General features: G+C 43.3%; 22 protein-coding genes and 1 other RNA gene. 9 read left to right on the top strand and 14 right to left on the bottom strand.

Going from position 1 to position 25,729, the window contains the following annotated elements:
* Nucleotides 1-22: 22 nt before the first annotated feature.
* The 5 genes from D2V05_RS18000 to D2V05_RS17985 all read right to left on the bottom strand — a co-directional run bounded on the left by D2V05_RS18000 (nucleotide 23) and on the right by D2V05_RS17985 (nucleotide 5,374).
* Nucleotides 23-1,993 (bottom strand): tetratricopeptide repeat-containing sensor histidine kinase, encoded by a 1,971-nt coding sequence (locus D2V05_RS18000; protein ID WP_147378308.1) that lies wholly within the window; start codon nucleotides 1,991-1,993, stop codon nucleotides 23-25.
* Between the two features lie 428 nt (nucleotides 1,994-2,421).
* A complete protein-coding gene (locus D2V05_RS19745) occupies nucleotides 2,422-2,598 on the bottom strand; it encodes a hypothetical protein (protein WP_183114859.1) in 177 nt (58 codons plus the stop codon).
* A 139-nt stretch (nucleotides 2,599-2,737) separates the two neighbouring features.
* Nucleotides 2,738-3,472, bottom strand: a complete 735-nt coding sequence (locus tag D2V05_RS17995; RefSeq protein WP_119641362.1) for a LytR/AlgR family response regulator transcription factor — start codon at nucleotides 3,470-3,472, stop codon at nucleotides 2,738-2,740.
* 448 nt (nucleotides 3,473-3,920) lie between these two features.
* Nucleotides 3,921-4,310 carry an acyl-CoA thioesterase gene (locus D2V05_RS17990; protein ID WP_119648892.1) on the bottom strand — a complete coding sequence of 130 codons (390 nt, stop codon included), beginning with the start codon at nucleotides 4,308-4,310 and terminating at the stop codon, nucleotides 3,921-3,923.
* Nucleotides 4,310-5,374, bottom strand: coding sequence for a glutaminyl-peptide cyclotransferase (locus D2V05_RS17985; RefSeq protein ID WP_235855492.1), 1,065 nt, complete (start codon nucleotides 5,372-5,374; stop codon nucleotides 4,310-4,312). Before D2V05_RS17985 ends, D2V05_RS17990 begins: the two co-directional genes overlap by 1 nt.
* Before the next feature lie 76 nt (nucleotides 5,375-5,450).
* Here D2V05_RS17985 and ffs point away from each other — a divergent pair.
* The 3 genes from ffs (at nucleotide 5,451) to fsa (ending at nucleotide 7,077) form a co-directional block, all read left to right on the top strand.
* An RNA gene (gene ffs / locus D2V05_RS17980) (signal recognition particle sRNA small type) lies at nucleotides 5,451-5,549 on the top strand.
* Between the two features lie 24 nt (nucleotides 5,550-5,573).
* Entirely contained in the window at nucleotides 5,574-6,383 is an 810-nt protein-coding gene (locus D2V05_RS17975) for an SDR family oxidoreductase (protein ID WP_119648891.1), read from the top strand.
* A 37-nt stretch (nucleotides 6,384-6,420) separates the two neighbouring features.
* The gene (gene fsa, locus D2V05_RS17970; protein WP_119648890.1) at nucleotides 6,421-7,077 is read left to right on the top strand and encodes a fructose-6-phosphate aldolase; all 657 of its coding nucleotides are present in this window, start codon (nucleotides 6,421-6,423) and stop codon (nucleotides 7,075-7,077) included.
* 53 nt (nucleotides 7,078-7,130) lie between these two features.
* Here fsa and D2V05_RS17965 read toward each other — a convergent pair whose 3' ends face one another.
* Nucleotides 7,131-8,516 (bottom strand): TlpA family protein disulfide reductase, encoded by a 1,386-nt coding sequence (locus tag D2V05_RS17965; RefSeq protein WP_235855491.1) that lies wholly within the window; start codon nucleotides 8,514-8,516, stop codon nucleotides 7,131-7,133.
* Nucleotides 8,517-8,687: 171 nt separating this feature from the next.
* Between D2V05_RS17965 and D2V05_RS17960 the strand changes: the two genes are divergently transcribed.
* Nucleotides 8,688-10,316, top strand: coding sequence for an ABC-F family ATP-binding cassette domain-containing protein (locus D2V05_RS17960; RefSeq protein ID WP_119648888.1), 1,629 nt, complete (start codon nucleotides 8,688-8,690; stop codon nucleotides 10,314-10,316).
* Here D2V05_RS17960 and D2V05_RS17955 read toward each other — a convergent pair.
* The gene (locus D2V05_RS17955; protein WP_119648887.1) at nucleotides 10,313-11,032 is read right to left on the bottom strand and encodes a hypothetical protein; all 720 of its coding nucleotides are present in this window, start codon (nucleotides 11,030-11,032) and stop codon (nucleotides 10,313-10,315) included. The two genes, D2V05_RS17960 and D2V05_RS17955, sit on opposite strands and share 4 nt — an antisense overlap.
* A gap of 216 nt (nucleotides 11,033-11,248) precedes the next feature.
* Between D2V05_RS17955 and D2V05_RS17950 the strand changes: the two genes are divergently transcribed.
* Nucleotides 11,249-11,779, top strand: a complete 531-nt coding sequence (locus D2V05_RS17950; protein ID WP_119648886.1) for a fasciclin domain-containing protein — start codon at nucleotides 11,249-11,251, stop codon at nucleotides 11,777-11,779.
* Here D2V05_RS17950 and pheT read toward each other — a convergent pair whose 3' ends face one another.
* Nucleotides 11,780-14,197, bottom strand: coding sequence for a phenylalanine--tRNA ligase subunit beta (gene pheT / locus D2V05_RS17945; protein ID WP_119648885.1), 2,418 nt, complete (start codon nucleotides 14,195-14,197; stop codon nucleotides 11,780-11,782).
* Nucleotides 14,198-14,326: 129 nt separating this feature from the next.
* On the opposite strand from pheT, the gene D2V05_RS17940 reads away from it, so the two are divergent.
* Nucleotides 14,327-15,568, top strand: a complete 1,242-nt coding sequence (locus D2V05_RS17940; protein WP_119648884.1) for a peroxiredoxin family protein — start codon at nucleotides 14,327-14,329, stop codon at nucleotides 15,566-15,568.
* On the opposite strand, the gene leuB is transcribed toward D2V05_RS17940, so the two are convergent.
* Together leuB and D2V05_RS17930 are read right to left on the bottom strand one after the other, a co-directional pair.
* The gene (leuB, locus tag D2V05_RS17935) at nucleotides 15,561-16,679 is read right to left on the bottom strand and encodes a 3-isopropylmalate dehydrogenase (protein ID WP_119648883.1); all 1,119 of its coding nucleotides are present in this window, start codon (nucleotides 16,677-16,679) and stop codon (nucleotides 15,561-15,563) included. The genes D2V05_RS17940 and leuB overlap by 8 nt on opposite strands.
* 9 nt (nucleotides 16,680-16,688) lie before the next feature.
* Nucleotides 16,689-17,861, bottom strand: a complete 1,173-nt coding sequence (locus D2V05_RS17930; RefSeq protein WP_119641373.1) for a 2-isopropylmalate synthase — start codon at nucleotides 17,859-17,861, stop codon at nucleotides 16,689-16,691.
* 146 nt (nucleotides 17,862-18,007) lie between these two features.
* On the opposite strand from D2V05_RS17930, the gene D2V05_RS17925 reads away from it, so the two are divergent.
* Entirely contained in the window at nucleotides 18,008-19,552 is a 1,545-nt protein-coding gene (locus D2V05_RS17925) for a hypothetical protein (protein ID WP_119648882.1), read from the top strand.
* On the opposite strand, the gene D2V05_RS17920 is transcribed toward D2V05_RS17925, so the two are convergent.
* The 3 genes from D2V05_RS17920 to panB are packed head-to-tail and all read right to left on the bottom strand — an operon-like array spanning nucleotide 19,542 to nucleotide 21,570.
* Nucleotides 19,542-20,240 carry an RluA family pseudouridine synthase gene (locus D2V05_RS17920; RefSeq protein WP_119648881.1) on the bottom strand — a complete coding sequence of 233 codons (699 nt, stop codon included), beginning with the start codon at nucleotides 20,238-20,240 and terminating at the stop codon, nucleotides 19,542-19,544. The genes D2V05_RS17925 and D2V05_RS17920 overlap by 11 nt on opposite strands.
* Nucleotides 20,237-20,731, bottom strand: coding sequence for a signal peptidase II (gene lspA / locus D2V05_RS17915; RefSeq protein WP_119648880.1), 495 nt, complete (start codon nucleotides 20,729-20,731; stop codon nucleotides 20,237-20,239). The genes D2V05_RS17920 and lspA overlap by 4 nt, the downstream gene beginning before the upstream one ends.
* Before the next feature lie 20 nt (nucleotides 20,732-20,751).
* Nucleotides 20,752-21,570, bottom strand: a complete 819-nt coding sequence (gene panB, locus D2V05_RS17910) for a 3-methyl-2-oxobutanoate hydroxymethyltransferase (protein ID WP_119641377.1) — start codon at nucleotides 21,568-21,570, stop codon at nucleotides 20,752-20,754.
* A gap of 71 nt (nucleotides 21,571-21,641) precedes the next feature.
* Here panB and D2V05_RS17905 point away from each other — a divergent pair, with 71 nt between their 5' ends.
* The gene (locus D2V05_RS17905; protein ID WP_119648879.1) at nucleotides 21,642-22,121 is read left to right on the top strand and encodes a nuclear transport factor 2 family protein; all 480 of its coding nucleotides are present in this window, start codon (nucleotides 21,642-21,644) and stop codon (nucleotides 22,119-22,121) included.
* On the opposite strand, the gene D2V05_RS17900 is transcribed toward D2V05_RS17905, so the two are convergent.
* Nucleotides 22,118-23,542, bottom strand: coding sequence for an L-serine ammonia-lyase (locus tag D2V05_RS17900; protein ID WP_119648878.1), 1,425 nt, complete (start codon nucleotides 23,540-23,542; stop codon nucleotides 22,118-22,120). The two genes, D2V05_RS17905 and D2V05_RS17900, sit on opposite strands and share 4 nt — an antisense overlap.
* A gap of 229 nt (nucleotides 23,543-23,771) precedes the next feature.
* Between D2V05_RS17900 and dnaK the strand changes: the two genes are divergently transcribed.
* Nucleotides 23,772-25,688, top strand: coding sequence for a molecular chaperone DnaK (dnaK, locus tag D2V05_RS17895; protein ID WP_119648877.1), 1,917 nt, complete (start codon nucleotides 23,772-23,774; stop codon nucleotides 25,686-25,688).
* The last annotated feature ends 41 nt before the right edge of the window (nucleotides 25,689-25,729 follow it).

Raw genomic sequence — 25,729 nt, 5'->3', positions numbered from 1 at the left:
TTTAGTTCTTTTGTTGCAAGATTTAGGTGTTCAATACTTCTTTGCGTTCCACCACGTCCGAATCTATGTAGATGGCAGGAATGGTCACTGTTATGGTAGTTCCTTTTCCTTTTTTACTATCAATATCCAGCTTGGCATGTATTTTTTTTGATCGTGAAATAATGTTGCGCAACCCTATTCCACGTTTTCCCTTGTTCACCTCAAAACCGACCCCGTCATCTACGATGGTCAGCTTCAAGTTTTTCCCAAAGGATTCAAAGGAAATATCAACATGCTGGCTTTTAGCGTGTTTGACACAGTTTTTAAGGGCTTCTTGGACGATCCTGTAGGCATTGATCTTAATATCGCCCAACAAATTGTCCCAACTTACCTTATCATCGAATGTAAAGGAACATGATATGCCGGAAGAGGTTTGGATACCATCGATCAAGTCTTCCAACGATACAATAAAATTATGAAATTTTTCATAAGAGGCATTGTTGAGCTCATGGGAAATGGTCCTGATCTCTTCCTCTACCTCCCGTAATTTTTCAATGAGTTCCGCACGTTGGGCAATGGATGCTGGGTCTTCACGCTCATTCAAACCACTCAAAATGAGTCGTATACCTAACATTTCGCCTAAAATGCCATCGTGGAGTTCTTCGGAAATACGCTTTTGTTCCAGTTGCTTGCCTTCTTCAAACTTGCCCTGCTGGGAAAGCATCAGGTTGTAGATTTCTTGGTTGCTCTCCTGCTGTTTTTGCCTGAACTTGAGCCGGTTGTTGTTGATGTAAAGGGTAACGATGATCAAAAATGCTGTACCGAAAAGAATTAACGCAAAGGCGGCACCGACCCATACTTGTTTTTCTTGGGTCAGGATTTCGTTCTTTTCAATTATTTCATCCGTTTCCATGCGAATACGGGCAAACTTGTCCCTTTTGGTACGCTCCTCTTCTTTGATGGTTTCGTTTAGCTTGTAATAGTCATCTGCATAGGTGGAACCATTCGCAGGGTCCAATTTGGTCAATAACATCAAGGCCTCTAAGGAACGGTCATTGTTATAGGTTTCCTTGGCAATGGCATACGATTCCTGGGCTAATTGGATGGCTTGTGAAGTATCTCCCTTGGCTGCCAATACTTCGGCATAGTATTGTTTGGGACGGGCGAGGTCGTATTCTTTTCCTTGTTGGCTATTGACCATAATCGCCTCTTGTAGAAGACTTTCCACATTTTCTTGATTAACTCCTGATTTGAACATTGAGTAGGCGAGCCCCGATATCACCTTTGTATAAAGATCGGGATCTTTTTCCTTAAATGTTTGGTCCGATAGTAGTTCCCTATAAGATTTTATCGCTCTTTGATAATCGTCCATATTCAAAAAGGCGCTGGCTATATTGTTTTGATTGATCCAGCTGAGACGATTGTTGGATGAACCTGAATTGTTCAAGTACTCACCGGCTTTTTTGTAATATTCGAGTGATTTTTGGCTATCGCCCATACCAATAGCAACTACTCCAAGTACGTTATAACAATTATGGATTCTTTTGGTATCGCCAAGCTCGTCAAATATCTTTAGGGCTGAAGAAATGCTGGCTTCGGCTCCAAGATAATCTTTATAAGAATCTTGAATTCTTCCCATGCTATAAAGCATCCTGGCTCTTAAAGACTTGGATGTGGAATCCGCAGGTAAACGTTCAAAACTGGTCAATGCTCTCCTGTAATAATAAAAGGCACTGTCCAAAACACTATGATCTTGTAAAAAATCACCTAGATCCCAGTGGGAAAAGCCAATATTTTTAAAATCATTTGATTTTTGGGCCAATTCCAAGACTTGTCGATTGACCTGGCGAAACTCTAAAGAGTCTTTCAGCGTTTTATAAACCAAGGATATGTCGGAAAGCTGCTCTAACTTTAAAGTGTCGTTTGATAAGGTATAAATTTTCTTCTTTGCATCATCCAAATACTGTTTTCGGTTTTCCAAAGAAAGTTCCTTCCCATTTTTGGCTATTTTCAACCATTTCTGTATAGAATCCAAATCAGGATTTGATGCAGATGTACTTTCGTTTGTCTTATGGGTACATCCCCAAAACAGAAGCAATGACAGTATTAGAGGCTTAAATTTCAAATATGACCAGTGTTAATATATCCAAAGTAACAAAAAAGCCCCAAACTATATAGTATGGGGCTAAGTCTTAATCTGTTTAAAAACTACAATTCTCTGCCATCTCCGGCACTTTGCTCTAATCTCTTTAAACTATCATTAATAATACCAAGGTTTACCCGCTCGGTATATGATGAGATCACGGAATTTTCCAATTCAGTTGAGCTATTGGTTCTTGAAGGTTTATCCCTATTATGGACAAAAAGTCCACCGAGTATAATAAGGTATAAGAAGGACCTAGAAGAATTAATCATTGCAGCAGTAACTTTAAACTATATTTTTTAGTTGTTGTCATCTCCTCGACCATCGCTAACAGTTTCTTCTCCATCTGTTGCGCTCTGATCTACTTTCAATTGTTTAAAAGTTGCTTCGGTGTCCTGCACATCGGTATCGGCTTCACAAGAATAGAATCCAACGGTCAATAATGCCAGTGCCAAAATACTTACTACTTTTCTCATAATGTTAGTTTTAGGGGGTGTTTAAATTGGTTTACGAGGCTAAGATATTTAAGCACAATACGGATATTGCCCCAACTAACATGACTTTAGTGAAGTATGGAAATCTGTTAGAATTTTGCGGGATTCTGCTAGAATTTTGCTAATTGAGTGCCTTTACGGCCGTTTTGGAGAGCATTTCCTTTAAGGTGTCTATTTTGTCCTTATAGGTCTTGGAGAAGGGGAGCTCCTCTTCGCGGTCATGGCTCAAGGTGCAAATGGATTTGCCATAATTGATCCGTGAAACATACCTGCTGTTCAAAATATAGCTTTGGTGGATCCTGATGAATCCTTCGGGAAGTTTGTCCTCAAACGATTTTAAGGTCTTGAAAGCGCTGATGACATTACCATCCCTCATGTAAAAGTCCGTGGTATTGTTGTCGGATTTTAGATAAAGAATGTTTTTGGTGTCCAAATACCTATAATCATTATAGGACTTAAGGCAGATGGTGGAGGGAATATCATCCTTTGGATGCTTCTTCCTAAGACGTAAAATGGTCTTTCTTACGTCAAATTCATTGTGGGGGAGGATCCAATAATCAAAGAAACCGCTCTTTATGGCATTATATGCATATTTTTTGGTGGTGGAGTAACCTATAATAATAGGTAGCGTTTGCATGTATTGGTTCAATTCGGTCACCATCTGGAAATATTCCATCCCATCTTCCCCTAAATTGACTAGCACAAGGTCCGGCGTATGCTTTAATATGGAGTCCAATCCTTCAGCGGCACTAGTCGCCACCCCGGTACAGGTCAAATCTTCATACTCTTCCAAATAAAGCTGTAACTGTAGCTTGGAAGTAGCGTTCGAATCAATGATGTTGTAGGTATATTCCATGTGCAAAATGCTGATTGCAAGTTACTAACGCCCACAAAAATCTCATTGCAGTTTTCCCTTAAAAAAACTATGGGTTTCTCTCTAATTTGGTTGATTTTCCTACAGTTTTCCTTAAAATTTCGTTAATGGATGCGTAATCGTAACGAAATGGTCGGTTTGCAACAAGCTATTTTTGTGTGGTACTCGGAATGAAGATCTTAACCTTCAAAGCTTTGGAAGTTGGGTCGGTCGTGCCAAAATTTGTAGAGTTTTCGCATAAGGTTTGGTCGGTTTTTAAGTGGGTTGTTATTTAGGTTTCATACTAGTTTACGATTTGAGACCGTATTTTCCTAATTTTTGGGACCTTAAAGACGAATCGATAAGGTGAAATTCGACGAACTACACAAAATATTGCGAAGCGCATTTAAAATTTAGTGGAATAAGGGGGTAGGCCCGATTCGGGATATGATTATGCAAACAAGGCCTGAACACGTTCCGGTACCCGTTTAGGGCGAAAGGTATTGGCATCCAAAAGGCACCATTCAGTAATACCCCTCACCAAGAGTTCACCCGTGTCTTTTTTCTTGATATCCACGATCCTGGTAGAAATGGGACCCTTGTTGCCCTCTATGTAGGTGTTTACCTGAATGGTGTCGCCCAAAAGGGCGGACTTGTGGTAAGATATGCTATGGTTCCGTACCACCCAGATCATTTCTTTTCTCATGTCTTCTGTGGTCACTTTTTCCCAATGTTTTTTGGAGATGGCCTGGATCCATTCCACATAGCGGATGTTGTTCACATGGTTCAGGTCGTCCAGATCATCCTGCACTACCTCAAAAACTTCGGAAAAGGTCTGCATCAGTTCTTTTTAAGGATATGGACCTCAAAAAGCTTGTCCCAGTTTTTGCCGGTTACAAAGAAAGTCCCCCTTTCCGGGTGATAGGCTACCCCGTTCAGAACAGAGTTGGTGTCGTCCCATTCAGTACCTTTTTTAACCTGACTTTTTAGACCTCCAAAATTGATGACCCCCTCAATGGCGCCGGAAACGGCATCGATGATCATCATACTCTCTTTTTGGTAAACGTTGGCGTAGATTTTTCCATCCACATACTCCAGTTCGTTGGCCATATTGAAGATGGACTTGTTGGTAACGGTCTCCACATGCCCTGTTTCTTCTAAGGTTTCAGGGTCAAGGAACCAGATTTTTTCGGTACCATCGCTCTTGAATATTTTTTTGCCATCATTGCAAAGGCCCCATCCTTGTCTACTTTCACCATAGGTAAAACTTTTGATCTTTTCAAGATTGGTGGCATCGTATACAAAGCCCATTCCACTTTGCCATGTAAGTAGGTAAAGTCTGTTTTCCATCAAGGTGATGCCCTCGCCGAACAAGGAATTGTCCAGATCTATTTTTTGAAGCACTTCGCCCGTTTCAAAGTTTACTTTTCTTACGGTTGATGCACCCTTTTTGCCGGTACTTTCATAGAGCATACCATCATGAAACTCCAAGCCTTGGGTGTAGGCCTTGGTGTCATGCGGATAGGTATTGATGATTTCATAGGTGTACACTTCAGGAGCAGTGGAAGCCAAAAGCCTCAAATCTTCTTCAACTTCCACGGATTGATCTTCCAAATCAAATTTGGCCACCAATTTTTTGTTTCCCAAAGTAGGTAGGTCCAAGGTAATCTTGCCGTTTTCAACCGGCAATTCCTGTCCATCCATATAATAATGAAGGTTGGAAATTTCGAGTCCTTTCTTGTTTTTTAAGGCGACGCCAACCTGTTCATTTTGATGTAGGGTCTTGTTTTCCAATTGAATGGAAAAGAATTTGGAAGGGTCCGAATTGCCTCCGCAGGCCAAAAAGAAGAGAAGGATCCCCGTTAAAGAAAAAAGTTTCACCATGGTTTTCTGATCATGTTTCATGCGATGTGTTCCTAGAACTTCGAAATTAAGAATGAATTGGGATTGCGACAAATTTAAAAGGTCGTATATTTGCATTCGGCAAGTCCTACACGACCAGCTCCTGTAGAATCCCCCAGGGTGGGAACGCAGCAAGGGTATACGGTCGTAGCGGTGCGATGTAGGTAGCTTGCCGTTTTTTGTTTCCAGAATTTAAGCAATCATGGAAAATAAAGTTGTACTGATCACAGGAGGTTCATCCGGCATCGGAAAATCCATCGGAACCTTTTTATCAGCCAAGGGATGCAAAGTTTATGGCACTGCCCGCAATCCCCATAACTACCCCGATTTTGACGCCTTTGAGTTGGTCCAATTGGACGTAAAGGATACTGATAGTGTCCAAAACGCCGTGAAGCAGGTCATCACCAAAGCAGGTCGTTTGGATGTATTGATCAATAACGCTGGAGTAGGTATCACGGGGCCCATCGAGGAAACCCCGCATGAAGAGATCCTGAACGTTTTCGATACCAATTTCCACGGTCCCGTACACATGATGAAGGCTGTATTGCCACAAATGCGCAAGCAGGGTGGGGGTACTATCATCAATATAACATCCATTGCCGGATATATGGGCTTGCCGTATCGTGGGTTCTATTCTGCCACCAAAGGTGCTTTGGGCCTGATTACCGAGGCCTTGCGCATGGAAGTCAAGGATTTTGGGGTAACCGTTACCAATATCGCCCCTGGCGATTTTGCCACTAATATTGCCGCTGGGAGGTATCATGCACCTGTTCTGGATGGCTCTGCATATGAAGATAAATACGCCCAGACCATTAATGCCATCAATGACGATGTGGACAGTGCCGGAGACCCAATTCAGGTGGCAAAAGCGGTGTATAAGATCATCCAGCAGGATAAGCCCAAAGTACACAACCCCGTTGGAGCATTTATGCAAAAGTTTTCCTTGAAACTCAAAAGCATATTGCCCGATAAAGTCTACGAAAAGCTATTGATCAACCATTATAAGTTGTAGTTTTATACCTCTTAATACGAATCATAAACAGTTACTGATGAAATTTTTTATTGATACCGCCAATCTTGACCAAATTAAGGAAGCCCAAGCATTGGGTGTGCTTGATGGGGTAACCACCAATCCATCCTTAATGGCCAAGGAAGGCATTACGGGAAAGGACAATATTCTAAAACACTACGTGAACATTTGCAACATTGTGGAAGGTGATGTTTCTGCTGAAGTGGTCGCCACCGATTTGGAGGGGATGATCAGGGAAGGGGAGGAGCTTGCCGATCTTCACGAGCAGATCGTGGTGAAAATACCGATGATCAAGGATGGGGTAAAGGCCCTAAAATATTTTTCTGACAAGGGAATCCGCACCAATTGTACGCTGGTGTTTTCTCCAGGACAAGCCTTGTTGGCCGCCAAGGCGGGAGCTACGTATGTTTCTCCATTTTTGGGAAGGTTGGACGACATCTCCACCGATGGACTTAACCTGATTTCCGAAATCCGCTTGATCTATGACAACTATGATTTTGAGACTCAAATTTTGGCTGCATCCATCCGTCACACCATGCATGTGATCGATTGTGCCAAGATTGGGGCAGATGTCATGACGGGTCCATTGTCCTCCATCGAAGGCTTGTTGAAACACCCACTTACCGATATTGGGTTGGCCAAGTTTTTGGAAGACTACAAAAAAGGAAATTCCTAAATTTTAGGATTGAAATAAAAAGAAAAGGCCCTGAATTTTCGGGGCTTTTATATTTACAGGGATTTGTAGAGGTCTGCAAAGCCGTCAATGACAACGGTGTCCTTGGCAATCACACATTTGTTAAGACCATCGATGATCATCGCCATTTGGATTTCCTTGAAGTTTTCCCCATAAAATTGTTTGTTCTTGTCCAAGTGGTACTCATCCATCAGCATTTTCCATTGGGGGTAACTGGTCCTTAGGTTGATACCCACAAAATTGTAACGGGAGTATTTTTTTTCAAGCTCGGTAATGTGCTGGTTCACATTTCTGAAATGTTTCTTTTGGGAAGCGGTCCAAAAATAAAACACCGTATTCTTTTTGCTATTGGCCAACTCTTTAAGGGAAACCTCATTGTTGTCCGCATCCTTGAGCGCCAAATTTGGAAGTGTAGTATTGGGCTGAAGGTTTTTGATGCTTTTGTAGAGCAAGTCGATTTCTTCCTTATGTTCCTCGTTGGAGGATAGTGATCTGAATTTATCGATAAACAATCGGCATTCCTCGCTGGGGTTATGTTCTTTCAATAAATAGTCGATGGCAATGTTCCGAAATAATATGTCCCTGAGATCTTGTTGTTTCACGATGCTATCCACAAGAGTCAATTTATGTTTGTTGAGATGCAAACGATCACTAACGGGTTGCCCCTCGGTGGCACAGTTTTCGAGACAGGTCATATAGGCCAAATTCCCAAAGTGCCACTTCATGTAATCAAAGTAGGGCTTAAAATAGGTAAAATCCTTATTGTCAATATTTATCGTCTTTCTAAAATCATAAAAAGAAGCAGGTAGGTCGTGAAAGGCCACTTCCCCGGTCTTTTTCTTATGATAAAAAGGATATTTTTCCTTTGCGATGTATATACTGTAGTCTATGGATGCCTTGGCCATGTCCAAGACACGGTCGGAAAATTGGTTGTCAGTGGCAAATTGGTGTAAATGTTCCAGTTTGATGTCCCGAAGGGAATCCATCTTGTCACTAAAATCATCAGGGTCTAGTGGATAAAAATCTTGAATTAAGGGTTCGTCCTTTTCATTGCTCAAGTACATCTCGATCAAAAAATTATTGATCTCGCTCCCTTTGCCGGAATACACCAAGGATTCATCGAACTCTACCGTGTTCAGACGGGCCAACAGGCTGTCTCCTTGTTGAAGGTACACGTATTGAAGTTCCGGTGTATGGTCAAAATGGTACAGGCCTTCGTCAATACTGTCAAGATGGAACGCAAAGCGGTTATTGTCATCCAGCTTCACGGAATCCACATAAGTATCATTATGGTAAAGCACCACATAGTCACTAGTGGGGTTTACGATTTCACCCCCAAAAAATACAGTGGATTGTTGTTCTGTTTTGTCGGAACAAGAGAAAACAAATAGTAAGGTGAGGCCGAGTAAAAATTTTACCATATGCAGGGAACCTTCCATTAGGCTACCAAAAATAGCAATACAGGTGGGTCAACGCTGTTAATGGGTCGTTAAATGTTGTTAAGGTACTCAATTCTGCCGTTCAATTAACTTGGTTTATGTTAGAAATAAGGATTCGTTTTAGCTACTTTTGCACAAAAATTACATAGTTGCATGTTATCAGTATCCAATTTATCCGTACAGTTTGGCAAAAGAGTATTGTTCGATGAAGTGAACGTAACCTTCACGCATGGCAACTGTTACGGAATCATTGGCGCCAATGGTGCCGGAAAATCCACATTTCTTAAGATTCTTTCGGGACAGATCGATCCCACCTCGGGACATGTGCATTTGGAACCCGGTAAAAGGATGTCCATCTTGGAGCAGAACCACAACGCTTATGATGAGTTTTCGGTGTTGGAATCCGTAGTGATGGGGAACAAACCATTGTTCAAGATCAAAAAGGAAATAGATGCACTCTATGCGGACTATACAGATGAAAATGCCGAGAAAATAGGGGAGCTTCAGGTGCAGTTCGAAGAAATGAACGGCTGGAATGCCGATAGTGATGCCGCTGCCCTTCTGTCTAATTTGGGTATTACCGAAGACCTGCACTATACCACCATGGCGGACATGGATTCCAAATTAAAGGTGAGGGTGCTTTTGGCACAGGCCCTTTTCGGAAATCCCGATGTGTTGATCATGGACGAGCCTACCAACGACTTGGATTACGAGACCATCAACTGGTTGGAAAACTTTTTGGGCAACTATGAGAATACTGTAATTGTAGTGTCCCACGATAGGCACTTTTTGGATGCGGTCTGTACCAATATTGCGGATATCGACTTTGGTAAGATCAATCTGTATTCCGGAAACTATTCGTTCTGGTACGAGAGCAGCCAATTGGCGGCCCGCCAACGTGCCCAACAGAACAAAAAGGCAGAGGAAAAGGCCAAGGAGCTCCAAGAGTTCATTATGCGTTTCAGCGCTAACGTGGCCAAGAGCAAACAGGCCACATCGCGTAAAAAAATGTTGGATAAATTGAAGGTGGAGGATATCAAACCATCGAGCAGAAGATACCCGGCCATCATTTTTGAAAGGGAACGGGAAGCGGGTGACCAGATCTTGAACATTGAGAAACTTTCTGCCACTTCCGATGATGGGGATTTGTTGTTTCAAGATGTGAACATCAATTTGGCAAAAGGGGACAAGGTGGCCATTCTATCAAAAGACTCTAGAGCCACTACGGCATTTTACGATATCATTTCTGGGAAAACGAAGGCCACCAGTGGCAACTATCAATGGGGGGTGACTACTACTCAATCCTATTTGCCAGCAGACAATTCAGACTTTTTTAAAGACAACATCAATTTGGTGGATTGGCTCCGTCAATGGGCCAAAACCGAAGAGGAGAGGGAAGAAGTGTACATTAGGGGATTCTTGGGTAAAATGCTTTTCAGTGGAGAAGAAGCACTTAAAAAGTGTACGGTTTTATCCGGGGGAGAAAAAGTGCGTTGTATGCTAAGCCGCATGATGATGATCCGTGCCAATGTGCTTTTGCTGGACGAACCTACCAATCACTTAGACCTGGAGAGTATCACGGCCTTCAACAACTCCCTGAAAAACTTTAAGGGAACGGTGCTATTGACCACTCATGACCACGAATTCGTCCATACTGTCGCCAATAGGATCATTGAACTTACCCCCAAGGGTACCATTGATCGTTACTTGACGTTCGATGATTACATGTCGGACAAAACCATAAGGGAGCAGCGCGAAAAAATGTACGCCGTTACAGCCTAAGCGTTAAAATACTTACTGTTCCAAATGGCGGGGTTAAAGTTTTTCCCCAAAGCGAATCCGTAGAAAATGACCACGGATGCAATGCATTTGAACATAAAAAAGTAAATGATCCAGAACTCTGCCGTAGTGTTTTTCTTTGAAAAAAGACCATCTGGCACCATTGAGGTCACCAAATAGCTGATCAGTAGGACCAACACCACCAAGTTTCCGATATTCTTGAAGGGCCATACCAGCAATTTTCGTAGTGGATGAAGGTCATTGCCCCATTTGTGCACCAAATAAAAATAATCGTTGCCGATGGGTGCAAACAATAAGGGGTCGTCCTTGTCTTCCAGTTTGAAGAGCTTGGAAGGGGCCATGATCTTGAATCCTTTGAGTTCTGTATTGTGGATACTTTCCAAATGCTTTATTTTGGAAATGGCTTCTTGTGGAATCTCTCCTTTGAAGTAAGAGCTGTTCAAAAATCGTAATCGGTAATCGATACAGATTTCCTTTATTTGATCAATGTGGAAAATTTTGTGGCTCTCCAAAAGGTCAAACTCAAAAGCATTGGTATTTGCAGTGTTCTTTGTGTTCAGTTGCTGGTTGATCCTTTCCTCTTTCAAGGTATCCTGCCTTAAAATTTCCTGAACCTCGGCCAAGATTACGGATTCGCTTTTTTGTTTTCCCTTGGTTTGTTGGAGTTTACGTTCAATGTTGGTACTTCGGAGCATCATATCAATTTTCTTAGCAATGTTCTCAAAGTTAAGCAATTGAAATCTCGAATATGACACATGTCATAAAATTCAATATGTTAAGATTTTGTTAAATGAAATGCCGTACAGAAAAACTGCCATGTAATTCGTTAAAATGATGTAACTTATCGACGTTTTTGGTATTTAATCGTATAACCATACTTTAAAAAAGGAAAGTCCCAAATCGTCAGAACACTAATGAAAGCCCCCATAACCAAAATCCTACTTGGCATCTGTATGGTCTTTACCATCACCACTTTTGCCCAAAACTCATCCAAATCCCTAGATTTTAATTCTGAAGAAGCCAGCAATCACAAGATTCTTTTGGCGGCCGTTAAGGCCACACAATTGGAAGATTTGCTTGATAAATCTGGACCGTTCACCATTTTTGCTCCTTCCGATGCCGCTTTTGAAAGATTTTCAAGCGAAAAGATAGCCCAGCTCATCAACGCTAAGGATAAAAGTGAACTAAAATCCTTGCTTACCTATCACATCGTGGCAGGGCAATTGACGGCAAGCCGTATTTTAAGGGCCATGTGTAGGGGTAATGGCAAAGCGAGCTTTACCACGGTTCAGGGTAAAAAATTAATGGCCCACATGGATGGTTACGATATCGTCCTCACGGACCCCATGGGCAATACGGCACGCATTACCGCCGCCGACCTTAATTTGAACAAGGACGATGTGGTTCACGAAATTGACAGCGTGATCCTGCCCACCCAAATGTAATTAGCGAAGTTCCGCTCCCAACTCTTTTTGATACTGGGCCAAGAGTTTGCCCATGATCTTGTCGATTTGCTTATCGGTAAGGGTTTTTTCCTCATCCAACAACGTAAAGCTCACCGCATATGATTTTTTCCCTTTGGGAAGGTTTTTGCCTGTGTATACATCAAACAGATTGACCTTTTTAAGGAGTTTTTTCTCTGTCTTCCAGGCCATGTCATAAACCTTTTGAAAACTTACGGATTCATCCAACAAAAGGGCAAAATCCCGGGTTACTTCGGGGAATTTTGGAATCTCTTTAAAAGTCACATTTTGAGTAGTAATGGATTCCAAAATGGCATCCCAATCAAAATCGGCATAAAAAACCTCCTGTTTCAGGTCGAACTTTTTCAGTTCTTTTTTGGATACCAATCCAAAGGAAGCCAATATTGCTTTGTTTTTAACGAAGCATAGCCCTTCGGATAAATGATCTGCATGTAAGGGCTGTGCCTCGACATCCTTAATACCCAAACGTTCAAATACCGTCTCTACAATTCCTTTTAAATAGAAAAAATCGGTTTTTTTGGATGATGCGACCCAAGAATCCTGCTTGCGCTCGCCTGAAATGTAGAGCGCCAAATGACGTTTCTCTTGGTGACCACCATCCACCTTATGATAGGTTTTGCCAAATTCAAAAAGCTTAAGATCGGTTTTCTGCCTATTGTGATTGTAACCCACGGTCTGAAGGCCGGAATACAGCATGGAGGTTCTCATCACGGATAGGTCCGAACTCAGGGGGTTCAACATTTGCACAACACTGCTATCTTCCTCGGAAGAAATAGTATCCGAAGAAACCAAGCTGTTGGTCATGATCTCATAAAAGCCCTTGGCGGCCAAAGTATCGCCGATAATGTCCTGGATCCTGTGGTTCTCAAACCTAGAGGTCTTGGCTATAGAAGCGTTCAGTTTTTCCTTGAAATCGATATTGTTGTAGCCATATACCCTTAGAATTTCCTCGATGACGTCCACCTCACGGGTAACATCCACACGGTAAGTGGGAATGGTCAATCCAAGGCCGGACTCGGTAACATTATTGATGCGGATTTCCAAGGAAGACAAAATGGATTTGATCTTATCCTTGGGAATCTCCTGTCCGATCAGGTTGAATATTTTATCAAAAGTCAAAAAGACTTGCCTTTCCTGCGGTTTTTTAGGATACAGGTCCACAATTTCGGAACTGATGTAGCCTCCTGCAATTTCCCTGATCAATAGTGCGGCTCGTTTTAGCGCATATTCTGTCATGTTGATATCGATGCCCCGCTCAAAACGGAAAGAGGCATCGGTATTGAGCCCGTGTCTTTTGGCCGTTTTTCGAATGGCAATAGGGTCAAAATAGGCACTTTCCAAAAATATGGCCGAGGTATTTTCCGTGACCCCAGAGTTGATTCCACCAAAAACACCTGCGATACACATGGGTTTTTCGGAGTCACAGATCATTAGGTCATCCGAATGTAGTTCCCTTTCCACACCGTCCAGGGTCTTGAACTTGGTTCCGGAAGGCAGTGTTTTCACTTCTATTTTATTGCCTTTGATTTTAGAGGCATCAAAAGCGTGTAAAGGTTGACCCAGGTCATGGAGCACATAGTTGGTCACATCCACCACGTTGTTGATGGGGGATAGGCCAATGGCCTTCAATCGGTTTTTTAACCAATCTGGGGAATCTTGAACAATAAGGTTGCTGATGGTTACCCCACAATATCTTGGTGCCAACTGGCTGTCCTTGACCTCTACATCAATCTTTAGGGAACGATTATCAATGGAAAAGTTACTGGTCGATGGAGTGACCAACTCTTTTTGTATCTCTTTCTGTTCCAATCCCGCCTTTAGATCACGAGCCACGCCAAAATGGCTCATGGCATCGGCACGGTTGGGGGTAAGTCCTATTTCGAACACCTCATCATCCTCTACATCAAAGATTTTGGAGCAAGGGGTACCTGGTTTTAGTTCTTCATTGAGAACCATGATGCCATCGTGGCTGCTGCCCAACCCAATTTCATCCTCGGCACAGATCATTCCCTGGCTTTCCTCTCCGCGAATCTTTCCCTTTTTGATGACCCAAGCTTCACCTTCTTTGGTGTAAAGGGTAGTGCCAATGGTGGCCACGGGCACTTTTTGTCCGGCCGCCACATTGGGCGCACCACAGACAATCTGTAACGGGGTTTCCTGACCAATGTCCACAGTGGTCAATTTGAGTCGGTCTGCGTTCGGATGCTGCACGCAAGTAAGCACATGTCCTACTACAATACCCTTTAAACTGCCTTTCACTGATTCGAAATTGGATATACCCTCAACTTCCAGACCCAAATCTGTTAAAAGTTCGCCTGTTTTTTGCGAGTCCCAATCAATATGCAAAAATTGCTTCAACCAGTTGTAAGAAATCTTCATACCCCAATTTTAGAGTGGACAAATATAAAACAATAGAGGAACAGATTCAACGTAAATAACGACCGTATACCGTTTGGTTTGATATGTTATCGATTGGTTTTGCTACTTTTAAGAAAAATCTTTCATTGTATGAGAAAGAATTGGCCATTGTTATTGATTGTGGTACTGTTGATTACGTCCTGTAAGAAGGAGGTGAAAAAGGAATTGGCATTGGGAGATTGGCGGGCAGAAATGGAAGTCTCCGAAGGAAAGTCATTGCCTTTTAATTTCACCTTGTCCAAAGATGGGGATGGAAACTACGTCATGAAAATGTACAATGCGGAGGAAGAAGTCATGGTAGATGAGTTCAAGTTTGATGGGGATTCCATCAACATAAGGATGCCCATTTTTGAAGGACACATTTCCGGGACCTTTACGGAAAATGATATTACTGGGGAGTTTATCGAGGAGAGCAAAGAACGTAGGGTACCGTTTAGGGCCATCTACGGAAAGCATGATCGTTTTGCGGTACAGCAGGATGCCACAGTGAACATCTCAGGAATATGGGAAACGTACTTCAACGTAAATACGGACGGGGAATACCCTGCCAAGGGCATTTTTATGCAAAATGGCAACAAAGTAAAAGGAACCTTTCGGACCAAAACAGGAGATTACCGCTATCTTGAAGGGGTGGTTTCCGGTGATAGCCTAAAACTTTCCGCTTTTGATGGTTCCCATGTGTTCTTGTTTCTCGCCCAAGTGACGGATAGTACCTTGGATGGTAAATTCTATTCAGGTAGGCATAGTGTACAGGAATTTTTGGGTGCCCGTAACGAGGCCTTTGACCTTCCCGATTCGGACAATCTCACCTTTCTACGGGAAGGTTACGATAAACTGGATTTCACCTTCCCGGATGAAACGGGCAAAATGGTGAGCCTTTCCGATTCGCGCTTTAAGGATAAGGCGGTACTTATTCAGATTATGGGAACTTGGTGTACCAATTGCTTGGATGAGACCCGTTTTTACGTGGATTTTTTAAAGAATAATCCAAACCTCGACGTTCAATTTATTGGTCTGGCCTTTGAGTATGCCAAAACAGAAGAAAAAGCCTTTGAGGGCATTAAGCGGTTAAAAGAACGCGAAGAAGTGACCTATCCGATATTGTTGGCCCAGTATGGCACTTCCAACAAACAAAAGGCAAACGAAAAATTGCCTATGCTCAACCATATTTTATCGTACCCTACAACCATCTATATTGACAAGAATGGGGAGGTTCAAAAAATACATACAGGGTTCAATGGCCCAGCCACGGGCGAAAAATTTGAACAGTTCAAGCAGCAGTTCGATGAAACTTTGGAAAAACTGACAGGGGAAAAAGTGGTGGCTATATAATGGTGGACTTGCCCAAATCTATATTCTCATCGTTCATATTGAAGTTGTCTTCAATATCCACAATGTTATGCGCGATAAAATCACCCACTTGGTTGGTCCCGTATTGACTTTTAGACTTTAAATCAGGGGTAACCATTCCTTTTTTGAGCGATTTGTCCACCGCCTTTTTTACCGCCATGGCTTCTTCATGTAATCCAAAATGTTCCAAGAGCATGGCTGCGGATAGAATGGAGGCAATAGGGTTGGCAATGTCCTTGCCCTTGGCTTGTGGGTATGATCCGTGGATGGGTTCAAATAGGGCATTTTCATCCCCAACAGAGGCAGAGGCCAATAATCCAATGGAACCGCTAATGACACTTCCCTCATCGGAAAGGATGTCACCGAACATGTTTTCGGTCAGGATCACATCAAACTGGGTCGGGTTCAAAATAATCTGCATGGCTGCGTTGTCCACAAAGAGGTAGTCCAAGGCAACTTCAGGATAACTTTCCCCGATTCGGGTCACCACTTTCCTCCAAAGCCTTGAAGATTCAAGTACATTGGCCTTGTCCACCAAAGTAAGCTTCTTTTTTCTTCCTTTTGCAGCCTTAAAGGCCAAATGGGCCACACGACTGATTTCCTCTTCGGAATATTCGCAAAGGTCGGAAGCAACAGTGCCTGCTTCATTCAATTTTTTCTCCCCAAAATAAATGCCACCAGTAAGCTCTCGATAGATTACAAAATCCGTCCCGGATATGATTTCCTTTTTGAGCGGGGATTTGTTTAATAGGGTAGGATGTGAAAGTACAGGTCGGATATTGGCAAATAGGCCAAGTTCTTTCCGTAATTGTAACAACCCTTGTTCGGGTCGTACCTTGGCATCGGGATCGTTATCATATTTGGGGTCACCAATGGCACCGAACAAAATGGCATCGGCTTCGTGACAGAGTTTGAGGGTGCTTTCGGGCAGGGGAGTGCCTTTTTTGTCTATGGCAATGGCTCCAACGGGAGCTTCCTTGTATGCAAAGGTATGGTTAAAGGTTTCCTCTACGGCCTGTAAGCACTTGACTGCCTGGGCCAACACTTCCGGGCCAATTCCATCTCCAGGGAGCAAGGCAATCTTTAGGTTCATAACCGTAGTTTAAGCAATGTTCTGAATACTGATATTGCTGGTTTCCACAATCTCATGGATGTCGTTGTCCAAGATTTCCTTTTTGCGGTCAGCATATTTCAGGAAGTTTTCATAGACCACATCCAATTGCAGTTTGGTGAGCTCGTAACCTACCTTTTTGGCACGATAGGCCAAGGCTGCACGTCCACTTCTGGCGGTCAGAACAATGGAGGATTCGCTTACCCCAACATCTTTAGGGTCGATGATTTCATAGGTTTCCCGCTGCTTGATCACCCCATCTTGATGGATCCCTGAGCTGTGGGCAAAGGCATTGGATCCTACAATGGCCTTATTGGGCTGTACGGGCATCCCCATTTTTTGGGAAACCATTTGGCTGGTGTCCCACAATAATTTACTGTTGATATTGGTATCGAGATTGAGGTAAGGGTGTTGTCTCAAGATCATCACCACTTCTTCCAATGAAGTGTTCCCTGCACGTTCCCCGATACCGTTGATGGTACATTCGATTTGTCTAGCACCATTGATGACCCCTGCGATGGAGTTTGCGGTAGCAAGACCAAGGTCGTTATGACAGTGACAAGAAAGAATGGCCTTGTCGATGCCCTTTACGTTTTCCTTCAAGTATTTCATTTTGGCACCATACTCTTCTGGAAGACAATATCCAGTGGTATCCGGAATATTCAATACCGTTGCACCAGCTTTGATGACCGCTTCACAAACTTGGGCCAAATATTCGTTGTCGGTACGTCCTGCGTCCTCTGCATAAAATTCCACATCCTCAACAAAGGTCTTTGCGTAGGCTACGGCCTCAACGGCTCTTTCTATGATTTGTTCCCTAGTGGAGTTGAATTTGAACTTGATGTGGGAATCGGAAGTTCCGATACCGGTGTGTATTCTTGGCTTTTTTGCAATTTTGATGGCCTCGGCGGCCACTTCGATATCTTTTTTAACGGCACGGGTCAACCCGCACACCGTTGCATTCTTGACCAACTTGGCAATTTCATGTACAGACTTGAAGTCGCCAGGGGATGAAATCGGAAAGCCTGCCTCGATTACATCAACACCTAGTTGATCTAACCGTTCGGCAATGACCAATTTTTGTTCCGTGTCCAATTTGCAACCCGGAACTTGTTCTCCATCTCTTAGCGTTGTATCAAAAATTTGTACCTTATCTTTACCCATTATTCCAATCTGTTTTTTCTAAGACATACGAAAATAGAGAAGGTAGGGCGAAGATGAAAAGTAGGCTGATGTTTGTTACAACGTTAAATCACACACTGAGTAGTTTAATTTACTGAATTACAATATTTTAAATTGATTTTTTTACGATGACAAATGCCCATAAGGACGCGTTGTTCGTGTTGATAAAATCGCTTTCCAAATCGGAAAAGCGCCAATTTAAGCTGTATGTTGGCCGATTGGGGGTCAATACGGATGCGAAGTTTTTGGCCCTTTTTAATCTGTTGGACAAGATGCGGAGGTATGACGAACGCCAAATTTTGGAAAGCGGCATCGTTAAAAAAGCACAACTTTCCAACTTGAAGGCCCATCTGTACAAACAAATTTTGGTAAGCTTGAGGTTGAACCCGGTGAACCAAAATGTTCGAATCCAGATCCGAGAGCAATTGGATTTTGCTACCATCCTATACCAGAAAGGACTCTACAAGCAGAGTTTGAAGATTCTGGACAAGGCCAAAAGTTTTGCCATAGAAAACGAGGAAAAAAATGTGGCCTACGAAATTGTGGAGCTCGAAAAGGTGATCGAGACCCAATATATTACCCGAAGCATCCCAGACCGGGCCGATGAACTGGCGGTACAGGCCAAGGAACTCAGTGCCCATAATGTCATGACCAGTAAATTGTCCAACCTTTCCCTTCAGTTGTACAGTATGATGTTGAAGGTGGGATATGTACGGAGTGACGAGGACCTAAAAACGGTAAAGAATTATTTTGAGACACATTTGCCCAGTTATGATATCGATAGTCTGGGATTCCGGGAGAAACTATGGTTGTACAAAGCCTATTTGTGGTACAGTCTTTTGACCCAGGACTTTTTGTCAGCGTACAAATATGCCAGTAAATGGGTGGATCTGTTCAATGACAATAAAGGAATGATTCCTCTGAACCCCGTGTTCTATTTGAAAGGGAATCATTATTTATTGGAGTCCCTCTTTTTTGTGAAATATGCTTCCCAGTTCAGGGAAACCTTAGAACGGTTGGAGGAACAAGTGGAGGATCCCAATTTTCCACAAAACGACAACATTGCTTCCTTGGCATTTTTGTATATCAATACCAATAAATTGAACCTTCATTTTTTGGAGGGGACCTTTGATAATGGACTCTATTTGGTAAATATCATTGAATACGGAATCAAAAAGCACAGGGAGAGGATAGACGAACACCACATTATGCTGCTCTATTATAAAATTGCCTGTCTCTACTTTGGTAATGGAGACAACAAGAACTGCATTGTCTATCTGAAAAAGATCATTTCCAACAAAAATCTAAAAATGCGGGAGGACTTGATGTGCTTCGCCCGGGTGTTGAGCTTGGTTGCACATTATGAGGCAGGTATGGACTATCATTTGGAAGTACAGCTTAAAAGCACCTATAAGTTTTTGTTGAAAATGAACGACTTACATGCCGTGCAAAAAGAAATGATTAAATTCTTGAGAAACCTTGGGGACATTTACCCAACAGATTTAAAGAACGAGTTCCAAAAGTTGTACAACGAGTTGAAGAAATACGAGAATCACCCCTATGAAAAGAGGGCTTTTCTGTATCTGGATATCCTTTCTTGGCTGGAAAGTCATTTGGAGAACAAGCCCGTGGGGCAAATTATTCGGGAAAAGGCCATGACCCTTACCCGATAGCACAGGCATCCCAAAGCGGATCTTTTGGTAGTGGAGCCACAAATTTGATGGTTTCCTTGGTAACGGGATGTTCCAACTCCAAGCTTCTAGCATGTAAATGTATACCTCCGTCTTGGTTGCTACGGTCCGCACCGTATTTCAAGTCGCCTTTAATCCAGCATCCCATGGCGGCCAATTGGGCCCTAATTTGATGGTGCCTTCCAGTTTTTAAATCTATCTCCAACAAATAATAACTGTCCAGCTTTTGGATCAACCTGTAATCCAGGATGGCTTTTTTACTGTTGGGCACTTCCTTAGTATGGGCATAAGACTTGTTCTGTTTGGGATTTCGCACCATCCAATGGGTGAGTGTTGCACTTTCCTTTTTGGGTGGATTTTTCACTAAGGCCCAATACGTTTTTTTGGTCTTTCCTTCGGAAAAAAGTTTGTTGAGTCTTGGAAGCGCTTTCGAGGTTTTGGCAAAAACAACAAGCCCAGAAGTGGGGCGGTCCAACCGATGGACCACGCCTAAATACACGTTGCCAGGTTTGTTATATTTTTCCTTGAGGTATTCCTTGACCACATCGCTCAAAGGCGCGTCCCCAGTTTTATCACCTTGTACAATGTCACCAACCCTTTTATTGATGACAATAAGATGGTTGTCCTCGAAGAGTACTTGGAGATTGGATTTGTCAGATTTTAGGCTCATGCAATTTCAGTACTCTTTTTCCCCCAGGCAAGGACAAGTACCATTAAAATACCAATGGTTACCGAAACATCTGCCATATTGAAAATTCCTGTTTTAAAAAACCCAATGCGGAGATGAAAGAAGTCTGTAACTGAACCATAGACTATCCTGTCGATTAAATTCCCAATACCACCGCCTATTACAAAGGCAAAAGCGATTGCCAAGAATTTGTTCATGTGTTTTTTTGTCAGGATTCGAAAAGCCAACAAAAAGAGAACCAACAAGGGAAGCATTTTAAGTAAAATGGTCTTTGCCAAGGGATTAAAATTTTGCCCGAAGCCCAAGGCCGCGCCTGTGTTTTCCACATTGGTAAGAATGAAATTATCATTTATCAATTTGATATACTCACCTTGCTTAACATTGCTCCGTACTATTTTTTTGGAAACTTGGTCACAACTGATGTTGCCTAATATCAAAAACAGAATCAAGATTTTGGTAAGATGTTTTTTCATGTGGTACAAACTACATACTATTAATACGATTCTTCTTCATTGGGAAAATCCTTGGATTTCACATCATCCACATATTGGGAGATAGCGGCACTCATTTCATCGTAAAGATTCAGATATCTTCTGAGGAACCTTGGGTGGAACTCATGGGTCATGCCCAACATGTCGTGGACGACCAAAACCTGTCCATCGACTCCACCTCCTGCACCTATGCCTATCACTGGAATGGAAACACTTTCCGCCACTTCCTTGGCCAACTTGGCTGGGATTTTTTCAAGAACGATGGCAAAGCAACCCAGTTCCTCTAGCAATTTGGCATCCTCCTTCAATTTATCAGCTTCTTCCTCTTCCTTGGCCCTAACGGTGTAAGTCCCAAATTTGTAGATGGATTGCGGCGTAAGTCCCAAATGTCCCATCACGGGGATACCAGCTTCGAGAATCCGGCTGATGGAAATCTTGATCTCTGCACCACCTTCTACCTTTACGGCATGGGCGCCACTCTCCTTCATGATCCTAATGGCCGACCGTAAAGCCTCTTTGGAATCACCTTGGTAACTCCCAAAAGGAATATCCACGACCACCAATGCTCTTTTGGCGGCACGTACCACCGAAGAAGCGTGGTATATCATTTGATCGAGGGTAATGGGCAAAGTAGTTTCATGGCCTGCCATGACATTGCTCGCGGAATCCCCTACCAAAATGGCATCTACATTGGCGGCATCTACAATTTTTGCCATGGAATAGTCATAGGAGGTCAGCATGGAGATTTTTTCCCCGGTTTGTTTCATTTCTACCAAAGACTTTACCGTGACCCTTTTGTATTCTTTTTTTGCAACAGACATTATCTTCTTTATTTACCAGCTAAATGTAAGCAGATTTGTTTAATTTGGGACTCGATCAAAAAACTAAAGAGATGAGAAAACTGCTCAGCACACTGATACTGTTTCTTTTAGCCATTGCTGTTAATGCGCAAGGTTCAAATCCATCCGAAGAGGAAACCCAGCAAAAGATAAAAGGCGTAATCGAGACTTTTTTTGATGGTTTCCACAAACAGGATTCCACCATCATTAAATCAACGGTTGCCGATCACGTGGTGCTGCAGACTACAGGTAAAAATCAGGAAGGAAAAACATTGTTCAAAAACGAGGAGTTTTCCGAATTCCTGAAATCCATTGTCAGTATTCCCGATAGCATCAAATTCGAGGAAAAATTGACTTCCTTTTCCATTCAAATTGACCGAACCATGGCCAATGCTTGGGTGGGGTATGAATTTTGGTTGAACGATACCTTTAGCCACTGTGGCATTGACTCCTTTCAATTGGTGGATTTCGATGGGGAATGGAAAATTGTGTATCTGATAGACACTAGGGGAAAAGAAGGGTGTTTGGATTAACAATCACTCAAAAATACCCCAACAGCAAGACCTCCTTCGGAGGTTTCCTTGTATTTGGAACTCATATCCTTTGCAGTTTCCCACATGGTGTTCACCACCTTATCCAAAGGTACTTTGGCGTCCTTGGGGTCGGTGTCTAATGCCAGTTCTGCGGCATTGATAGCTTTTATGGCACCCATGGCATTGCGTTCAATACAAGGCACCTGCACCAATCCACCAATAGGGTCGCAGGTAAGCCCAAGATGGTGTTCCATGGCAATCTCGGCGGCCATCAATACCTGTTCAGGGGTACCACCCATAAGCTCCGTCAATCCCGCAGCGGCCATGGCCGATGAAACGCCAATTTCAGCCTGACAACCACCCATGGCAGCGGATATGGTGGCCCCTTTCTTGAAAATACTGCCTACTTCACTGGCCACTAGTAGAAACTGCTTGACATCATCAAAGTTGGCGTCGTGGTTTTCGATGACCATATAGTACATCAGCACGGCTGGGATGACCCCTGCACTTCCATTGGTGGGAGCGGTGACCACCCTGCCCAATGATGCATTCACCTCATTCACACTCAGGGCAAAACAACTGACCCATTTGATGATCTGGCGGAATTTCACCTCGGTATCCCGAATACCTTCCAGCCATTCCTGTGGATTGGAGTAGGGGACCGTGCCTTTCAGCTTTTGGTGTAGGTCATAAGCGCGTCGTCTTACGTTGAGTCCGCCTGGGAGTGTGCCTTCGGTATGACAGCCCACGTACATGCACTCCAGCATGGTGTTCCATATGCTTTGTAGGCCTTCATCAATTTCTGTTGCTGTTCTCAAGGACAGCTCGTTTTCCATGACAATCTCTGAAATGGATTTCTTCTCAGTCTCACAGAAATGGAGCAGTTCGTTCCCTGTTTTAATGGGGTAGGGAAAGGTTTTGAAGGTCTCCTTGTTCTCTTTGGAATGGATGAGTTCCTCTTTCACCACAAACCCACCACCAATGGAATAATAGGTTTCTTCTGAAATCTCCCCATTCGCGAGTTGAGCGGTGAAGCGAATACCGTTGGCATGAAAGGTCAAAAATTCTTTCTTGAAGGAAATATTTTTGGCATAATCAAACGGAACTTCCCGTTTTCCACCAAAAAGTATCTTGCCTTGGTCTTTTATGCTGTCAATACTTCCTGAAATACTGTCAATGGGTACCGTCACCGGATCGGCTCCCAACAGGCCCATGGCCAGGGCAATATCGGTGGCATGCCCTTTACCTGTGAGCGAAAGCGACCCGTAAAGGGAAACCGAAACGGACTGTACCTGATCAAAAACACCTTGCTCTTCCAACTCGGCTATCCACCGTTCCGCGGCACGCCATGGGCCTAGGGTATGTGAGCTGGAAGGGCCAACCCCAATCTTGAGCATGTCAAACACACTGATACATTCCATTGGTTCAATTTATGCCTTCAAATATAACATCTTGCACCTAAAAAATTGAGAATTTCGAATTGGGAAAGGCTTCATTTTGATTTTTGATCAAACCGTTCTGGATTTAAGGGTGTTCCAAAAAAATATCCTCAATTAGCTGACACCTTGTCAGATTATCGCCCGTGGCATGATCATTGACATTTCATGTCCGAAGACAAAAAGAATTTTAAACAGATATAACTTAGATACAATGAGCAAAATTATAGGTATAGACTTGGGTACGACCAACTCCTGTGTCTCTGTAATGGAGGGTAACGAACCAGTGGTGATTCCAAATGCCGAAGGTAAACGTACAACCCCATCCATGATTGCCTTTGTTGAAGGCGGGGAGATTAAAGTGGGGGACCCAGCTAAAAGACAAGCGGTAACCAATCCACACAAAACGATTTATTCCATTAAGCGATTCATGGGTAACAAATACTCAGAATCACAAAAGGAAGCGGAAAGGGTTCCATACAAAGTGGTAAAAGGCGATAACGATACCCCAAGAGTGGATATCGATGGTCGTTTGTATACCCCACAAGAACTTTCGGCCATGATCCTTCAAAAAATGAAGAAGACTGCCGAGGACTACTTGGGACAAGATGTGACCAGGGCGGTAATCACCGTTCCTGCTTACTTTAACGACTCCCAAAGACAGGCCACCAAAGAAGCCGGTGAAATTGCCGGGCTTACCGTGGAACGTATCATCAATGAGCCAACCGCAGCTTCTTTGGCCTACGGTTTGGACAAAAAGCACAAAGACCAAAAGATTGTAGTATTCGACTTTGGTGGAGGTACGCACGACGTTTCCATTTTGGAATTGGGTGATGGTGTATTCGAGGTTTTGGCCACGGACGGTGACACTCACTTGGGTGGTGACGACGTGGACCAAAAAATCATAGATTGGTTGGCCGAAGAGTTCAAAAAAGACGAGGACATGGATCTTAGAAAAGATCCCATGGCCCTTCAAAGATTACGTGAAGCCGCCGAAAAAGCCAAAATTGAATTGTCCTCTTCTGCACAGACAGAGATCAATTTGCCTTACGTGACGGCTACAGCTTCTGGACCAAAACACTTGGTGAGAACGTTGACTAGGGCTAAATTCGAGCAATTGATAGAGGACTTGGTAAAAAGAACCATTGCTCCTTGTGAGACAGCCTTGAAGTCTGCCGGACTTTCTAAAAGCGATATAGACGAGATTATCTTGGTAGGTGGTTCTACCCGTATCCCTGCGGTACAGGAAGCCGTTGAAAAATTCTTCGGTAAAAAACCATCCAAAGGAGTGAATCCGGATGAGGTGGTGGCCATCGGTGCCGCTATCCAAGGGGGTGTATTGACCGGAGATGTGAAGGATGTATTGCTATTGGATGTTACGCCTCTATCCTTGGGTATCGAGACCATGGGTGGTGTAATGACCAAATTGATCGAGTCCAACACGACCATTCCGACCAAAAAGTCACAGGTGTTCTCCACAGCGGCGGATAATCAACCTTCGGTTGAAATCCACGTGCTACAAGGGGAAAGACCTATGGCAGGGGACAACAAAACCATCGGAAGGTTCCACTTGGACGGTATTCCACCAGCACCAAGAGGTACCCCTCAAATTGAGGTGACCTTCGATATTGATGCCAACGGTATCATCAAGGTTTCCGCAACGGACAAAGCCACGAACAAGACCCAGGATATCCGAATCGAGGCTTCTTCAGGTTTGACCGAGGAAGAAATCAAAAAGATGAAGGCCGAAGCTGAAGCCAATGCCGAAGCGGATAAAAAAGCGAAGGAGACTGCCGATAAGTTGAACGAGGCAGATGGAATGATCTTCCAGACCGAAAAGCAGTTGAAGGAGTTTGGTGATAAATTGTCCGCAGACAAGAAAAAGCCAATTGAAGATGCTTTGGAAGAATTGAAGAAGGCTTATGAAGGCAAGGACCTTGCAGTGATCGAGCCGGCTTTGAACAAAATCAACGAAGCTTGGAAAGTAGCTTCCGAGGAAATGTACAAGGCGCAAGCCGACGCAGCCCAAGCGAATGGAGCCGATACTTCCGCAGGAGCAGATAGTGCAGCCGGCGGTGGAGCTGCCGAAGGCGACAACGTGGAAGACGTTGACTTCGAAGAAGTGAAATAAATACATATTCAGTTATAATCAACAACAGAAAAGCCCCGATT

This window comes from Flagellimonas pelagia, from assembly GCF_003584135.1.
GTDB classification, from domain to species: Bacteria; Bacteroidota; Bacteroidia; order Flavobacteriales; family Flavobacteriaceae; genus Flagellimonas; species Flagellimonas pelagia.
This window is presented reverse-complemented; position numbering and strand designations above follow the sequence as displayed.